The following is a 14,593-nucleotide window of genomic DNA, read 5'->3' as shown; positions in this document are numbered from 1 at the left end:
GGCCGTCACCGAAGGGTCCGAAGGAGCCCATCCGGAGGTCCACCTACTCCTCACGCCGGAGCGATACCGTCCGCAGTCGTTCTTGGGGATGAGCGCATCACTCCCCGAACAGTGCGGTAATGGAGTCAGGGCCCGTACTGTGGGTTCTGTCGCAGGATCTGTGAGCTGGAGTCCGTCAGAAGGGGGCGCGCGAAGCCCATGAGCGGTGTCATGAAGCGTATGGGGATGATCTTCCGCGCGAAGGCGAACAAGGCCCTTGACCGGGCCGAGGACCCGCGCGAGACCCTCGATTACTCGTACCAGAAGCAGCTGGAGCTGCTGCAGAAGGTGCGCCGCGGCGTAGCCGACGTGGCGACCTCCCGCAAGCGCCTGGAACTCCAGCTCAACCAGTTGCAGCAGCAGTCCTCCAAGCTGGAGGACCAGGGCCGCAAGGCGCTCGCGCTCGGCCGCGAGGATCTGGCCCGGGAGGCGCTCTCCCGCCGTGCCGCCCTCCAGCAGCAGGTCACGGACCTCGAGACGCAGCACGCGACCCTCCAGGGCGAGGAGGAGAAGCTCACCCTGGCGGCCCAGCGCCTGCAGGCCAAGGTGGACGCCTTCCGTACGAAGAAGGAGACCATCAAGGCCACCTACACCGCCGCCCAGGCGCAGACCCGCATCGGCGAGGCCTTCACCGGCATCTCCGAGGAGATGGGCGACGTCGGACTGGCCATCCAGCGCGCCGAGGACAAGACCGCCCAGCTCCAGGCCCGGGCCGGCGCCATCGACGAGCTGCTCGCCTCCGGCGCCCTGGACGACCCCACCGGCATGGCCAAGGACGACCTCCAGGCCGAGCTGGACCGGATCTCCGGTGGTACGGATGTAGAGCTGGAACTGCAGCGCATGAAGGCGGAGCTGGCCGGAGGCTCGCCGCAGCAGGCGATCGAGGGCGGCACCGGCCAGGGGCAGTCCCAGCAGCAGCCGCAGGACACCCCGCGCTTCGACAAGCAGTAGCCGGGGGCCGGGACCCCGAGCCGAGGAGGCCGACGTGATCGTACGGATCATGGGGGAGGGCCAGGTGAAGCTGGACGACGCCCACTTCACCGAGCTGAACAAGCTGGACGACGACCTGCTGGCCGAGATGGAGAGCGGCGACGACGCGGGCTTCCGCCGCACGCTCACCGCTCTCCTCGACGCCGTCCGCCGCCTCGGCACCCCGCTGCCGGACGATTCCCTGGAACCCTCGGAGCTGATCCTCCCGTCCTCCGACTCGACACTCGCGGAGGTCCGGGAGCTGCTGAGCGACGACGGACTGATCCCGGGCTGATCCCGGCCCGGGTCAGCCCAGGGTGAACCAGCTGGTGCGGGACTTCTGCCACTCCGGGTGGCTGAGGTCCTTCGCCTCGCCGGCGCCGCCGTAGAGGTCGGCGGCGCCGTCGTCGGTGATCAGCGCCCCAGCAGCGGGCGTCTCACTGCTGACCCGTGCCGCAATGCCCCGTACTGTTCACCGGGTGAGCACTCTCGAACGCGCCCGGTGCAGCCTGAAGGCGCACCCCCTCGCGCTGGACGCGGCGATCGCGGCGGGCGTGCTGATGTGCATGGTCGCCGGCTCCTTCGTGGACCCCCGCGGGGAGAACGGCGTCACCTGGGGCGTCCGCAGCCCCGCCCCGCTCAGCCTGCTCCTGATGACCCTCAGCGCCGCCGCGCTCGTCTTCCGCCGCCGCGCACCCAAGACGGTCCTCGCCGTCACCGGCACCCTCTCCGTCATCGAGTGCGTCACCGGCGACCCGCGCACCCCGGTCGCGATGTCCGCCGTGGTCGCCCTCTACACCGTCGCCTCGGCCACCGACCGCACCACCACCTGGCGTGTCGGCCTGCTCACCATGACCGTGCTGACCGCCGCCGCCATGCTCGGCGGCCCCCTGCCCTGGTACGCGCAGGAGAACCTGGGCGTGCTCGCCTGGACCGGCATCGGCGCCACCGCCGGGGACGCGGTGCGCAGCCGCCGCGCGGTCGTCCAGGCCATGCGGGAGCGCGCCGAGCGGGCCGAGCGCACCCGCGAGGAGGAGGCCCGCCGCCGGGTCGCCGAGGAGCGGCTGCGGATCGCCCGCGATCTGCACGACGTCGTCGCCCACCACATCGCGCTGGTCAACGTGCAGGCCGGTGTCGCCTCCCACGTCATGGACAAGCGGCCCGACCAGGCCAAGGAGGCCCTCGCTCACGTCCGCGAGGCCAGCCGCTCCGCTCTCAACGAACTGCGCGCCACCGTCGGCCTGCTCCGCCAGTCCGGCGACCCCGAGGCCCCCACCGAGCCCGCACCCGGCCTCAGCCGACTCGAAGACCTCGCCGGCACCTTCCGCAGCGCCGGACTCCCCGTCGAGGTGGCCCGCACCGACCACGGCACCGAGCTTCCGGCCGCCGTCGACCTGGCCGCCTACCGGATCGTCCAGGAGGCCCTGACCAACGTGCAGAAGCACGCGGGCACCGACGCCACGGCCGAGGTCAGCGTCGTACGCGTCGGACCGAACATCGAGGTCACCGTCCTGGACGACGGCTCGGGCGCGAGCGCCGAACCAGGGACGGGCGGCGGGCACGGGCTGCTCGGCATGCGCGAGCGGGTCACCGCCCTGCGCGGCACCCTCACCACCGGACCCCGCTACGGCGGCGGCTTCCGCGTCCATGCGATCCTGCCGGTCAAGACCCGTACGACGGCACCGGGAGAGCCCGCATGACGATCCGTGTCCTGCTCGCCGACGACCAGGCACTGCTGCGCAGCGCGTTCCGGGTGCTGGTCGACTCCGAGCCCGACATGGAGGTCGTCGGGGAGGCCTCCGACGGCGCCGAGGCGGTCCGGCTGGCCAAGGAGCACGGCGCCGACGTCGTCCTCATGGACATCCGGATGCCCGGCACCGACGGACTCGCCGCCACCCGCCTGATCAGCGCCGACCCGTCGCTGGCCCGCGTCCGCGTGGTCATCCTGACCACCTTCGAGGTCGACGACTACGTGGTCCAGTCCCTGCGCGCCGGGGCCTCCGGCTTCCTCGGCAAGGGCAGCGAGCCCGAGGAGCTGCTGAACGCCATCCGGGTCGCCGCGGGCGGCGAGGCACTGCTGTCCCCGGCCGCCACCAAGGGCCTCATCGCCCGCTTCCTCGCCCAGGGCGACGACGAGGGCCGCGACCCCGCCCGCTCGGAGCGCCTCGACGCGCTCACCGGCCGGGAGCGGGAGGTGCTCGTCCAGGTCGCCGGCGGCCACTCCAACGACGAGATCGCCGAACGCCTCGAAGTCAGCCCGCTGACGGTGAAGACGCACGTCAACCGGGCCATGGCCAAGCTGGGCGCCCGGGACAGGGCCCAGCTCGTCGTCATCGCCTACGAGTCGGGACTGGTACGTCCGAGGATGGACTGATCTCCACCCGCGCGTACTGCGCGCGGAGTAGGGCCCGGATAAGGAACGGGACCTGGGGCCTACGGATTCGCCCTCGGGCATGGCTCAGGGTGTTGGGGTGGGCGCTCACATGCGCGCCCCGCAGCAGCTTCTGCCGCTCACTGAAGAGAGACCCTGACCCATGTCCTGGCTGTCGAGATTCAGCCTCGCGCAACGGGCCCTGATCGGCCTGATGTCGCTCATCGCGCTCGTCTTCGGGCTGATCGCGATACCCCAGATCAAGCAGCAACTGCTGCCCACCATCGAACTTCCCATGGTGTCGGTCATCGCGCCGTACCAGGGCGCCGCACCGGACGTCGTCGAGAAGCAGATCGTCGAGCCCATCGAGGACAACCTCCAGGGCGTCGACGGCATCACCGGTGTCACCTCCACCGCCAGCGAGGGCAACGCCGTGATCATGGCGTCCTTCGACTACGGCAACGACACCAAGCGGCTCGTCTCCGACGTCCAGCAGGCCGTCAACCGGGCCCGCGCCCAGCTGCCGGACGACGTCGACCCGCAGGTCGTCGCCGGCTCCACGGACGACATGCCGACCGTGGTGCTCGCCGTCACCTCAGGCAAGGACCAGCAGGCCCTCGCCGACCAGCTCGACAAGACGGTCGTACCGGCCCTGAAGGACATCGACGGCGTCGGCCGCGTCCAGGTCACCGGCGTCCGCGACCTCCAGGTCGCCGTCACCCCGAACGACGCCAAGCTCGCGCGGGCGGGCCTCACCTCCGCCGCGCTCGGCCAGGCCCTGCAGGCGGGCGGCGCGACCGTCCCGGCCGGTTCCTTCGACGAGGACGGCGCGGGCCGCACCGTCCAGGTCGGCGGCGGCTTCACCTCGCTGCAGCAGATCAAGGACCTGATGGTCACCGGTGAGGGCGTCCGGGGGCCCGTACGCCTCGGTGACGTGGCCACCGTGAAGCAGCAGCCGGCCCCGGCCGACTCCATCACCCGCACCGACGGCCGGCCCAGCCTCGCCGTCAACGTGACCATGGACCACGACGGCAGCGCGGTCTCCATCTCGAACGCCGTCGAGGACAAGCTGCCCGACCTGCGGAAGGACCTCGGTTCCGGCGCCAAGCTCACGGTCGTCAGCGACCAGGGCCCGGCCGTGTCCAAGTCCATCAAGGGCCTGACCACGGAGGGCGCGCTCGGCCTGCTCTTCGCGGTCCTGGTCATCCTGGTCTTCCTGGCCTCGATCCGCTCCACGCTGGTCACGGCGGTGTCCATCCCGCTGTCGGTCGTCCTCGCCCTGATCGTGCTGTGGACCCGCGACCTGTCGCTCAACATGCTCACCCTGGGCGCGCTGACCATCGCCATCGGCCGGGTCGTCGACGACTCGATCGTGGTCCTGGAGAACATCAAGCGGCACCTCGGCTACGGCGAGGAGCGCAAGCAAGCGATCCTGGGCGCGGTGCGCGAGGTGGCCGGCGCGGTCACCTCCTCCACCCTCACCACGGTCGCCGTCTTCCTGCCGATCGGCCTGGTCGGCGGCATGGTGGGCGCCCTGTTCGGCTCGTTCAGCATCACGGTGACGGCGGCCCTGCTGGCCTCCCTCCTCGTCTCGCTGACGGTCGTACCCGTCCTGTCGTACTGGTTCCTGCGCGCCCCCAAGGGCACCCCCGAGGACGCCGAGGAGGCCCGCCGCCGGGCCGAGGAGAAGGAGGCGAAGAGCCGCCTCCAGCGCCTCTACGTCCCCGTCCTGCGCTTCGCCACCCGCCGCCGCCTCACCAGCGTGCTGATCGCGGTGGTCGTCCTGGTCCTCACGTTCGGCATGTCCGGACTGCTGAAGACCAACTTCTTCGACCAGGGCGACCAGGAAGTCCTCACCGTCAAGCAGGAGCTGAAGCCCGGCACCAGCCTCGCGGCCACGGACGCGCAGGCCAGGAAGGTCGAGAAGCTGCTCGCCTCCACCGACGGCGTCAAGGACTACCAGGTCACCATCGGCTCCTCCGGCTTCATGGCGGCCTTCGGCGGCGGCACCGACACCAACCAGGCGTCGTACCAGGTCATGCTGAAGGACTCGGCGTCCTACGACAACGTGCAGAAGCGCCTGGAGGACGGGCTGAAGAGGCTCGACGGCGTCGGCACGACCACCGTGTCCGCCGGTGACGGCTTCGGCAACCAGGACCTCAAGGTCGTCGTGAAGGCGTCCGACGCGCAGGTGCTCAGCGAGGCCTCCGACCGGGTGCGCTCCACCGTGGCCGGCCTCGACCACGTCACCGACGTCACCAGCGACCTCTCGCAGAGCGTGCCGCGGATCTCGGTCAAGGCCAATGCCAAGGCGGCCGCGGCCGGGTTCGACGACCAGAAGCTGGGCGCCGCGGTCGCGCAGGCCGTGCGCGGTACGACGGCGGCGAAGGCGATCCTCGACGACACCGAGCGCGACGTCGTCGTGAAGTCGGCCAAGCCCGCCACCACCCTGGCCCAGCTGAAGGCGCTGCGCCTCGGCCCGGTGAAGCTCGGTGACATCGCCACCGTCAAGCTGGTCGACGGACCCGTGTCCATGACTCGCATCGACGGCCAGCGCGCCGCCACCATCACGGCCCGGCCGACCGGGGACAACACGGGCGCGGTCAGCACCCAGCTCCAGTCCAAGATCAAGACCCTGAAGCTCCCGGCGGGCGCCGAGGCGGAGATTGGCGGTGTGTCCTCGGACCAGGACGACGCGTTCAAGAACCTGGGCCTGGCCATGCTGGCGGCCATCGCGATCGTCTTCATGCTGCTGGTGGCGACGTTCCGCTCGCTGGCCCAGCCGCTGATCCTGCTGGTCTCGATCCCGTTCGCGGCGACGGGTGCCATCGGCCTCCTCGTGGCCACCGGCACTCCGATGGGCGTCCCGGCGATGATCGGCATGCTGATGCTGATCGGCATCGTGGTGACCAACGCGATCGTGCTGATCGACCTGATCAACCAGTACCGCAGGCAGGGCCACGGCGTCGTCGAGGCCGTGATCGAGGGCGGCCGTCACCGGCTCCGCCCGATCCTCATGACGGCCCTGGCGACGATCTTCGCCCTGCTCCCGATGGCCCTCGGGGTCACCGGCGAGGGCGGCTTCATCGCCCAGCCGCTGGCGGTGGTCGTGATCGGCGGCCTGATCTCGTCCACGCTGCTCACCCTGCTCCTCGTCCCGACGCTCTACGCGATGCTGGAGCTGCGCAAGGAGCGCCGCGCGAAGAAGCGGGCGGCGAAGCGGCAGAACCGCGAGTCCGAGGTGCTGGAACCGGCCGGCGTCTGAACACCGCCGCCATCCGGACACCACTGAGGCCCGGCCCCCCTTCCCGGGGGCCGGGCCTCAGCCCTGTGGTGGAGAGCCCTACGGCAGGGCCAGCATCCGCTCCAGCGCCAGCTTGGCGAACGCCTCCGTCTCCTGGTCGACCTCGATGCGGTTGACCAGGTTGCCCTCGGCCAGGGACTCCAGGGCCCAGACCAGGTGGGGCAGGTCGATGCGGTTCATGGTCGAGCAGAAGCAGACCGTCTTGTCGAGGAAGACGATCTCCTTGCCCTCGGGAGCGAAACGGTTCGCCAGGCGGCGGACCAGGTTCAGCTCGGTGCCGATGGCCCACTTGGAGCCGGCGGGAGCGGCCTCCAGAGCCTTGATGATGTACTCCGTCGAGCCGACGTAGTCCGCCGCGGCCACGACCTCGTGCTTGCACTCGGGGTGGACCAGGACGTTCACGCCCGGGATGCGCTCGCGCACGTCGTTGACCGAGTCCAGGCTGAAGCGGCCGTGGACCGAGCAGTGACCGCGCCACAGGATCATCTTCGCGGCCCGCAGTTCGTCGGCCGTCAGGCCGCCGTTCGGCTTGTGCGGGTTGTAGACCACGCAGTCGTCCAGGGTCATGCCCATGTCCCGCACCGCGGTGTTGCGGCCGAGGTGCTGGTCGGGCAGGAAAAGGACCTTCTCACCCTGCTCGAAGGCCCAGTCCAGGGCGCGCTTGGCGTTCGACGAGGTGCAGATGGTGCCGCCGTGCTTGCCGGTGAACGCCTTGATGTCGGCCGAGGAGTTCATGTACGAGACCGGCACGACCTGCTCGGCGATGCCCGCCTCGGTCAGCACGTCCCAGCACTCGGCGACCTGCTCGGCCGTGGCCATGTCGGCCATCGAGCAGCCGGCGGCCAGGTCCGGCAGGACGACCTTCTGGTCGTCGGACGTCAGGATGTCCGCCGACTCGGCCATGAAGTGCACACCGCAGAAGACGATGTACTCGGCCTCCGGGCGCGCGGCCGCGTCCCGGGCCAGCTTGAAGGAGTCGCCCGTGACATCGGCGAACTGGATGACCTCGTCGCGCTGGTAGTGGTGGCCGAGCACGAAGACCTTGTCGCCGAGCTTCTCCTTGGCCGCGCGGGCGCGCTCGACCAGGTCGGGGTCGGACGGCGAGGGCAGGTCGCCGGGACACTCGACGCCCCGCTCGCTCTTCGGGTCGGCCTCGCGGCCGAGAAGCAGGAGGGCGAGCGGGGACGGCTGTACGTCGAGCTCCGGGGTCTGGGCGGTGGTCACGTCACGCACCCTTTCTACTTTTCGTCTAACTGACGCTATCTATCATAACTGGTTCACGTCACTTTGACGATGGCCATAGCGTCGATGTGACGTGAATCCCGCCCGGGTCCCTCAGGTCCCTCTTCGGGCTGCTGTCCGCCCTCTCGGGCATGTGCGAGCATGAAGTCGGAAGGAAAAACGCGACCACGCGAACGCCCGGCCCGGAATGAATCCGCGGAAACGCCGGTTGCACTGGTCGGCAAGCAGTCTCCGTACAACCCGGGAGAGATGTAGATGTCCGTATCGGACGAGACCACCACCGTCAGCGACGGCATCATCCTGACCGACGCGGCCGCGTCCAAGGTCAAGGCCCTGCTCGACCAGGAAGGCCGTGACGACCTCGCCCTGCGCGTCGCCGTCCAGCCCGGCGGCTGCTCCGGCCTGCGCTACCAGCTCTTCTTCGACGAGCGCTCGCTCGACGGCGACGTGGAGAAGGACTTCGGCGGGGTCAAGGTCGTCACCGACCGCATGAGCGCTCCCTACCTGGGCGGCGCCACCGTCGACTTCGTGGACACGATCGAGAAGCAGGGCTTCACGATCGACAACCCGAACGCGACCGGTTCCTGCGCCTGCGGCGACTCCTTCAGCTAAGCCGTCCACAGCCTGACGGCTGAGCCGGTCACAGCCTGACGACGAAGGCGGCGACCCCCTCCGAGGGGGCCGCCGCCTTCGTGTGTCCAGGGGCGCTAGCGGGCCTGCGGGCGCAGCGCTCCGGCCTTGGCCTTCGGGATCTGCGCCCCGTCCGGGCCGACCACCTTCCGGCCGTCCAGCGGCGCGTCCAGCCGTACGGTCTTCACGTACATCCTGGCCATGGCGACGCAGACCTTGTCCGGCCAGACCTTCTCGGTCACCGTGACCGTCACCCGGCCCGCGCTCTCCTTCGCCGATGCCTTGTAGTCGGCGCACACCCCGCCCGAGAAGCTCACGTTCAGCTCGCGGCCGTCGGCGGTGTAGCCGTCGACCTTCACGTCATGCGTCTTCGGCGCCGAGGACGGCGAGGACGGCTCCGGGGCCGGTGCCGAGGCCGACGGCGAGGTCAGGTACTTCGGGTCCAGCGCCGGATACGTCACCGTGAAGGCGCCCCGCGCCGCCGTACCCCGGACCTCGAACAGCCAGGACGGCACCAGCGTCTGCCGCCCGGCGACCGAGTGCGCGGCCAGCCCGAACACCGCCTTCTCGACGGTGACCGCGGCCGCCCGGGACGCCGTCGTGGACGTGCCGCAGGGCTGCTCCAGCCGGTTCTTCAGCGGGACGGGACTCGCGCAGCCGCCGATGCCCATCCGGTGCCCGTGCTTCTGCGCGGAGTTCATCAGCGCCAGCGTCTTCTCCGCGCCGAGCACGGGGTACGTGTCCCCCTTGGCCGGCGCCACCAGCAGCCCGTGGCCGCCGATGACGTCCCCCTGCTTGTCGACGATCAGGCCGGTCGTCCAGCCGTACGTGGGCAGCCCGCCCACCACCGGATCGGCGTTGACCACCCGCTGGGCGCCCATGATCCGGCTCGCGTCGACCTTCGCGTCGTCCTGCCCCAGCGCCTTCAGCACCGGCGTCGCCGCCTTCTCGGCGACCGCCACGCTCACCGGCTCGCCCGCCGGAGCGCCCGGGTCCTGCGCGCACACGGTGACCTTCCGGCAGTTGTCCGTGCCGGGCGCGTACCGGCTGAAGGTCCAGCTGCCCGGGGCGTCCTTGGTCACCTGGAGCGTCGGCCCGGAGCCGTCCTTGCCGCCGACCCGCCAGCTCGGCCCCTCGGCCACCGGCGTGCCGTCGATCCCGAGGGCCTTGGCCAGCCGGGCCACGTCGTCCTTGCCGACCTCGCCCTTCGGCGCGTACACCGGCGCCGAACCGGGACCGTCGGCCAGCTTCCCCGCGGCCACGTACGTCGCCCCGTACGGATCCGGCTCACCCGGCGCGATGTCGCCCGTACCGCCCTGCGCCCAGCCGTCCAGGACGAGGGGCGGGGGAGTGCCGCCACCGCCGGACCCGCCGGCGCCCGTACGGCCGTCCGAACCATGGTTCGCGGCGAGGATCGCGCCCCCGCCCCCGACCAGCAGGACGGCCGCCGCGACCGAGACGACGACCAGGGGGGAGCGCCGCCGCCCGGGCCGCTCACCGGCGCCGGCACCACCCACCTCGTCGACCTCACGGACCTCGCCGACCTCGTCGGTCTCCGAGGCCCGGGGTTCCTTCGAGACCGGGGAGTCCTTCGAGGCCGCCGAAGCCCCGGGCTCCTCGGCGTTCTCGACGTTCTCGGCATTCTCGGTCGCGTCGGAGACCGCGGAGACCTCGGGCTCCTCCGAATTCTCAGGTCGCTCGGTGTTCACCGCATCGCTCCTCGCTGGATCGTGTCCCACGCCCCCGGCACGGGGGACGGCGATGGGACGAGCGAGGGGAGCGTGCGGTTCCCGCAGTACGCCCCGGGCGTCAGTCGCCGTAGTCCGACATGGCGTCCAGCAGCCGCGCCGACTTCTTCGGCACGGTCACCCCATGGATCAGCGACGGCGGCACCGGGCGGGAGTCGGCGTGCGTGGGAACCGTCCAGTGCGGGGCCATCCGGGCGCAGTCCCCGCGCAGCGAGGCGAGGTCGCCCTCGAGATCGGCCGGAGCGGAGAAGTGGACCTTGAGGTTCGTCATGATGGCACCGTATGCATGCCGAGCCTCGCGAAGAAAGATCTACTATCGGGTAGTTTTGCCAGCTTCAGCGGCTGTCCATGAACGGGTAGCGTGAACTGTCAATCCAGCCTCCCGCAGGAGAATGCCTGTCGTGCGCATTGCAGTCACCGGCTCCATCGCCACCGACCACCTCATGACCTTCCCCGGCCGCTTCGCCGACCAGTTCGTCGCGGACCAGCTGCACACGGTCTCGCTCTCCTTCCTGGTCGACAACCTGGACGTGCGCCGGGGCGGCGTCGGCGCGAACATCGCCTTCGGCATGGGTCAGCTCGGGACCAAGCCCATCCTCGTCGGAGCCGCCGGCTTCGACTTCGACCAGTACCGAGCCTGGCTGGACCGCCATGGCGTGGACACCGACTCGGTCCGCATCTCCGAGACCCTGCACACCGCCCGCTTCGTGTGCACCACCGACGCCGACCACAACCAGATCGGCTCCTTCTACACCGGCGCGATGAGCGAGGCCCGCCTCATCGAGCTGAAGACGGTCGCCGACCGCGTCGGCAGCCTCGACCTGGTCCTGATCGGCGCCGACGACCCGGAGGCGATGCTCCGCCACACGGAGGAGTGCCGCTCCCGGAGCATCCCCTTCGCCGCCGACTTCTCCCAGCAGATCGCCCGTATGGAGGGCGAGGAGATCCGGATACTGCTGGACGGGGCGACCTACCTCTTCTCCAACGAGTACGAGAAGGGGCTCATCGAGTCCAAGACCGGCTGGAGCGACGCCGAGATCCTGTCCAAGGTCGGCCACCGCGTCACCACGCTCGGCTCGCGGGGCGTGCGCATCGAGCGGGCCGGCGAGGACCCGGTCGAGGTCGGCTGCGCGGAGGAGGAGTGCAAGGCCGACCCCACGGGTGTCGGCGACGCCTTCCGCGCCGGCTTCCTCTCCGGCCTGGCCTGGGGTGTCTCCCTGGAGCGCGCGGCGCAGGTCGGCTGCATGCTGGCGACTCTCGTCATCGAGACGGTGGGGACGCAGGAGTACCAGCTGCGGCGGGGGCACTTCATGGACCGGTTCACCAAGGCGTACGGGGACGAGGCTGCCGAGGAAGTCCGGGCTCACCTGGGCTGACGGCCGCCTTTTCGAGGGGGGCCCGGCCCCCCTCGACCCCCTTCAGCTCAGCCGGCGGACCACATAGGCCGAGCCCTTCTCGGCCGGCTCCTCGCCCACGTACTCCTGCCCCCGCATCTCGCACCACGCGGGAATGTCCAGCCGGGCCGCCTCGTCGTCCGAGAGAACGCGCACCGTGCCGCCCACCGGCACGTCCCCGATCACCTTGGCCAGCTCGATGACCGGGATCGGGCACCGCTTGCCGAGCGAGTCGACGACCAGTTCCTGAGCCCGGACCACGGTCACGGCCGCCGGAGCGGGCGCCCCCAGCTTCTCCCGCACACCGGCCACGGTTCCCGGCAGCACCGCCAGGAACCGCTCCACGTCCTCCTCGGCCACCCCAGACGGCAGCGACACCCGCACGTTGCCCTCGCTCAGCACCCCCATCGCCTTCAGCACATGGCTGGGCGTCAGCGTGCTGCTCGTGCAGGACGAGCCGGACGAGACGGAGAAACCCTCCCGGTCCAACTCGTGCAGCAGGGCCTCTCCGTCGACGTAGAGACAGGAGAAGGTGACGATCCCCGGCAGCCGCCGTTCCGGATCGCCGACCACCTCGACATCCGGCACCAGCTGCGGCACCCGCAGCCGGATCCGCTCCGTCAGCTCCCGCAGTCGTACCGCTTCCTGGTCCGCCTCCGCCCGTACCGCACGCAGGGAGGCCACGGCCGCGACGATGGCCGGGAGGTTCTCGAACCCGGCGGCGCGACCCGACTCGCGCTCGTCCACGGGAGCTTGCGGCGCGAACCGCACCCCCTTCCTCACGACGAGCAGCCCCACCCCTGAGGGCCCGCCCCACTTGTGGGCGCTCGCCGCCAGCAGCGACCAGTCACCTTCGACCGGCCCCCACCCCAGCGACTGGGCGGCGTCCACGAGCAGCGGCACCCCCGCCGCCCGGCACGCCTCGGCCACCTCGGCCACCGGCTGCACGGTCCCGACCTCATGGTTGGCCGACTGCAGACAGGCCAGCGCGGTGTCCTGCCGCAGCGCGGCCGCGAAGTCCGACGGAGCGACGGCGCCCGCCCGATCGACGGCCACCGTGCTCACCGAGCCGCCCTCCGCCTCGAACGCCTCAGCCGAATGGAGTACCGAGGAGTGTTCGACGGCGGACACGATCAGGTGGCGTCCCACCCGCCGCCGCCCGGCCAACGCCCCCGCGACACCGGTGTGTACGGCCCGCGTCCCGGACGGCGTGAACACCACCTCGTCCGCCCGGCACCCCACCGCCTCGGCCGCCGCCTCCCGAGCCGCGTCGAGCAACATCCGCGCCCTGCGCCCCTCCCGATACAACCGAGCAGGATCGGCCCACCCCTCATCCAAAGAGGCCAACAACGCCTGACGAGCTACGGGATGAAGGGGAGCGGCGGAAGCAGCGTCAAAGTAGGACACACAGCAACGTTAAAACTTTCCTGGGGACAGCCAACCTGAAGGGGCGCGGGACTGGGTCCATATGCGGCTCCGCCGCGGGGCGCGATCAGCCACAAACTGCCCGCACCCGCCAAATCAGCGAACCACCCGAGCTAGTAGGCACCCCTCCCCGCGAACCCTCGGAGAGCGTCGGCTAGGGTTTGGTCCGCATAAACATCCAAACCCCTGCCCGACGCAGGGCGGCGACCGACCAGCGAGAAGGCCGCAGCCGAACCGCGCGGGCGAGACTCTCGGGAAGGCGCTACGTGAGTCCCAACGGCTCCGACCGCTCGCCGCGGCGCCCGATGCGGCGGAAGCTGCTGCAGGCACTGACCGCGGGCCTGGTCCTGGCGACCGCAACCGGTTGCACATACAAGGACTTCCCCCGCCTTGGCATGCCCACCCCGGTCACGGAAGAGGCTCCGCGGATCCTCTCCCTGTGGCAGGGTTCCTGGGCGGCCGCGCTGGCCACCGGTGTGCTGGTGTGGGGCCTGATCCTGTGGAGTGCTTTCTTCCACCGGCGCAGCCGCACCAAGGTCGAGGTACCTCCGCAGACTCGGTACAACATGCCGATCGAGGCCCTGTACACGGTGGTCCCGATCATCATCATCTCGGTGCTCTTCTACTTCACGGCCCGGGACGAGACGAAGCTCCTCAGCCTCGACAAGAAGCCCGACGTCACGGTCAACGTGGTCGGCTTCCAGTGGAGCTGGGGCTTCAACTACATCGCGGACGTTCCCGGTTCCCCCGGCGACGCCAAGACGTCCAAGGAACTGCTCGCCATTCCGGACCGGTTCCGCAAGGAGTTCCCGGCGAACGCCGGCGGTGTCTACGACGTCGGTACGCCGGGCACGAAGAACCCTCAGACCGGTAACCCCGGCCCGACCCTCTGGCTTCCCGAGGGCAAGACGGTCCGCTTCATCCTCACCTCGCGTGACGTCATCCACTCCTTCTGGGTGGTGCCGTTCCTGATGAAGCAGGACGTGATCCCGGGCCACACCAACGCCTTCCAGGTTGTTCCCAACCATCAGGGCACTTTCCTGGGCAAGTGCGCCGAGCTCTGCGGCGTCGACCACTCCCGGATGCTGTTCAACGTGAAGGTCGTCTCCCCCGAGCGCTACGAGCAGCACCTCAAGGACCTCGCCAAGAAGGGGCAGACCGGTTACGTTCCCGCCGGCATCGCGCAGACGCCGCACGAGAAGAACCGGGAGACGAACAACCTGTGAGCATCCTCAACGAACCCCAGGGTGCCGCGGCAGCTGAGGACTCGTACGAGAACGAGCTGCCGGTCAGGCGCAAGCAGCCCGGCAATGTCGTGGTGAAGTGGCTGACGACCACCGACCACAAGACCATCGGAACGCTGTATCTGACGACGTCGTTCGCGTTCTTCCTGATCGGTGGCGTCATGGCGCTGCTCATGCGCGCCGAGCTGGCCCGTCCGGGCCTGCAGTTCATGTCGAACGAGCAGTTC

12 protein-coding genes and 1 pseudogene are annotated in these 14,593 nt (G+C 70.3%); 9 read left to right on the top strand and 4 right to left on the bottom strand.

Going from position 1 to position 14,593, the window contains the following annotated elements; translation table 11 throughout:
- Positions 1-198: 198 nt before the first annotated feature.
- The 5 genes from ACFY3C_RS28825 to ACFY3C_RS28805 all read left to right on the top strand — a co-directional run bounded on the left by ACFY3C_RS28825 (position 199) and on the right by ACFY3C_RS28805 (position 6,644).
- On the top strand, positions 199-990 hold the full coding sequence (locus ACFY3C_RS28825) for a PspA/IM30 family protein (RefSeq protein WP_386574365.1): 792 nt from the start codon (positions 199-201) through the stop codon (positions 988-990).
- A gap of 34 nt (positions 991-1,024) precedes the next feature.
- The gene (locus ACFY3C_RS28820; protein ID WP_386574364.1) at positions 1,025-1,303 is read left to right on the top strand and encodes a hypothetical protein; all 279 of its coding nucleotides are present in this window, start codon (positions 1,025-1,027) and stop codon (positions 1,301-1,303) included.
- Positions 1,304-1,487: 184 nt separating this feature from the next.
- Positions 1,488-2,708 (top strand): sensor histidine kinase, encoded by a 1,221-nt coding sequence (locus ACFY3C_RS28815; RefSeq protein ID WP_386574363.1) that lies wholly within the window; start codon positions 1,488-1,490, stop codon positions 2,706-2,708.
- Positions 2,705-3,382 carry a response regulator gene (locus ACFY3C_RS28810; RefSeq protein WP_386574362.1) on the top strand — a complete coding sequence of 226 codons (678 nt, stop codon included), beginning with the start codon at positions 2,705-2,707 and terminating at the stop codon, positions 3,380-3,382. Before ACFY3C_RS28815 ends, ACFY3C_RS28810 begins: the two co-directional genes overlap by 4 nt.
- Before the next feature lie 160 nt (positions 3,383-3,542).
- Positions 3,543-6,644, top strand: coding sequence for an efflux RND transporter permease subunit (locus ACFY3C_RS28805; RefSeq protein ID WP_390772800.1), 3,102 nt, complete (start codon positions 3,543-3,545; stop codon positions 6,642-6,644).
- Between the two features lie 78 nt (positions 6,645-6,722).
- Here the strand turns inward: ACFY3C_RS28805 and nadA are convergent, their stop codons facing one another.
- Entirely contained in the window at positions 6,723-7,907 is a 1,185-nt protein-coding gene (nadA, locus tag ACFY3C_RS28800) for a quinolinate synthase NadA (protein WP_389183885.1), read from the bottom strand.
- 273 nt (positions 7,908-8,180) lie between these two features.
- On the opposite strand from nadA, the gene ACFY3C_RS28795 reads away from it, so the two are divergent.
- Positions 8,181-8,537, top strand: coding sequence for a HesB/IscA family protein (locus tag ACFY3C_RS28795; RefSeq protein ID WP_386574359.1), 357 nt, complete (start codon positions 8,181-8,183; stop codon positions 8,535-8,537).
- 95 nt (positions 8,538-8,632) lie between these two features.
- Here the strand turns inward: ACFY3C_RS28795 and ACFY3C_RS28790 are convergent, their stop codons facing one another.
- Both ACFY3C_RS28790 and ACFY3C_RS28785 read right to left on the bottom strand, forming a co-directional pair.
- Entirely contained in the window at positions 8,633-10,264 is a 1,632-nt protein-coding gene (locus ACFY3C_RS28790; RefSeq protein WP_390772799.1) for a hypothetical protein, read from the bottom strand.
- 100 nt (positions 10,265-10,364) lie between these two features.
- Positions 10,365-10,574, bottom strand: coding sequence for a hypothetical protein (locus tag ACFY3C_RS28785; RefSeq protein ID WP_390772798.1), 210 nt, complete (start codon positions 10,572-10,574; stop codon positions 10,365-10,367).
- 130 nt (positions 10,575-10,704) lie between these two features.
- Between ACFY3C_RS28785 and ACFY3C_RS28780 the strand changes: the two genes are divergently transcribed.
- Complete coding sequence (locus ACFY3C_RS28780; protein ID WP_390772797.1) at positions 10,705-11,679, top strand: carbohydrate kinase family protein; 975 nt, start codon at positions 10,705-10,707, stop codon at positions 11,677-11,679.
- Between the two features lie 42 nt (positions 11,680-11,721).
- On the opposite strand, the gene ACFY3C_RS28775 is transcribed toward ACFY3C_RS28780, so the two are convergent.
- Complete coding sequence (locus ACFY3C_RS28775) at positions 11,722-13,104, bottom strand: cysteine desulfurase/sulfurtransferase TusA family protein (RefSeq protein WP_390772796.1); 1,383 nt, start codon at positions 13,102-13,104, stop codon at positions 11,722-11,724.
- A gap of 284 nt (positions 13,105-13,388) precedes the next feature.
- Between ACFY3C_RS28775 and coxB the strand changes: the two genes are divergently transcribed.
- Together coxB and ACFY3C_RS28765 are read left to right on the top strand one after the other, a co-directional pair.
- Positions 13,389-14,348, top strand: coding sequence for a cytochrome c oxidase subunit II (gene coxB / locus ACFY3C_RS28770; protein WP_386574352.1), 960 nt, complete (start codon positions 13,389-13,391; stop codon positions 14,346-14,348).
- Positions 14,345-14,593: pseudogene (locus ACFY3C_RS28765) on the top strand (cytochrome ubiquinol oxidase subunit I); the annotation flags it as partial. The gene coxB and the pseudogene ACFY3C_RS28765, both read left to right, overlap by 4 nt.

Source organism: Streptomyces sp. NPDC001410 (genome assembly GCF_042895235.1).
GTDB lineage: Bacteria > Actinomycetota > Actinomycetes > Streptomycetales > Streptomycetaceae > Streptomyces.
Note: the sequence above shows the minus strand (reverse complement) of the source record. Positions and strands in the feature narration are given on the sequence as shown.

Excerpts from the sequence above, each read along its gene's own strand:
- ACFY3C_RS28795 (WP_386574359.1), top strand. The coding sequence starts at position 8,181 with ATGTCCGTATCGGACGAGACCACCACCGTCAGCGACGGCATCATCCTG.
- ACFY3C_RS28825 (WP_386574365.1), top strand. The coding sequence starts at position 199 with ATGAGCGGTGTCATGAAGCGTATGGGGATGATCTTCCGCGCGAAGGCG.
- ACFY3C_RS28785 (WP_390772798.1), bottom strand. The coding sequence starts at position 10,574 with ATGACGAACCTCAAGGTCCACTTCTCCGCTCCGGCCGATCTCGAGGGC.
- ACFY3C_RS28810 (WP_386574362.1), top strand. The coding sequence starts at position 2,705 with ATGACGATCCGTGTCCTGCTCGCCGACGACCAGGCACTGCTGCGCAGC.
- ACFY3C_RS28805 (WP_390772800.1), top strand. The coding sequence starts at position 3,543 with ATGTCCTGGCTGTCGAGATTCAGCCTCGCGCAACGGGCCCTGATCGGC.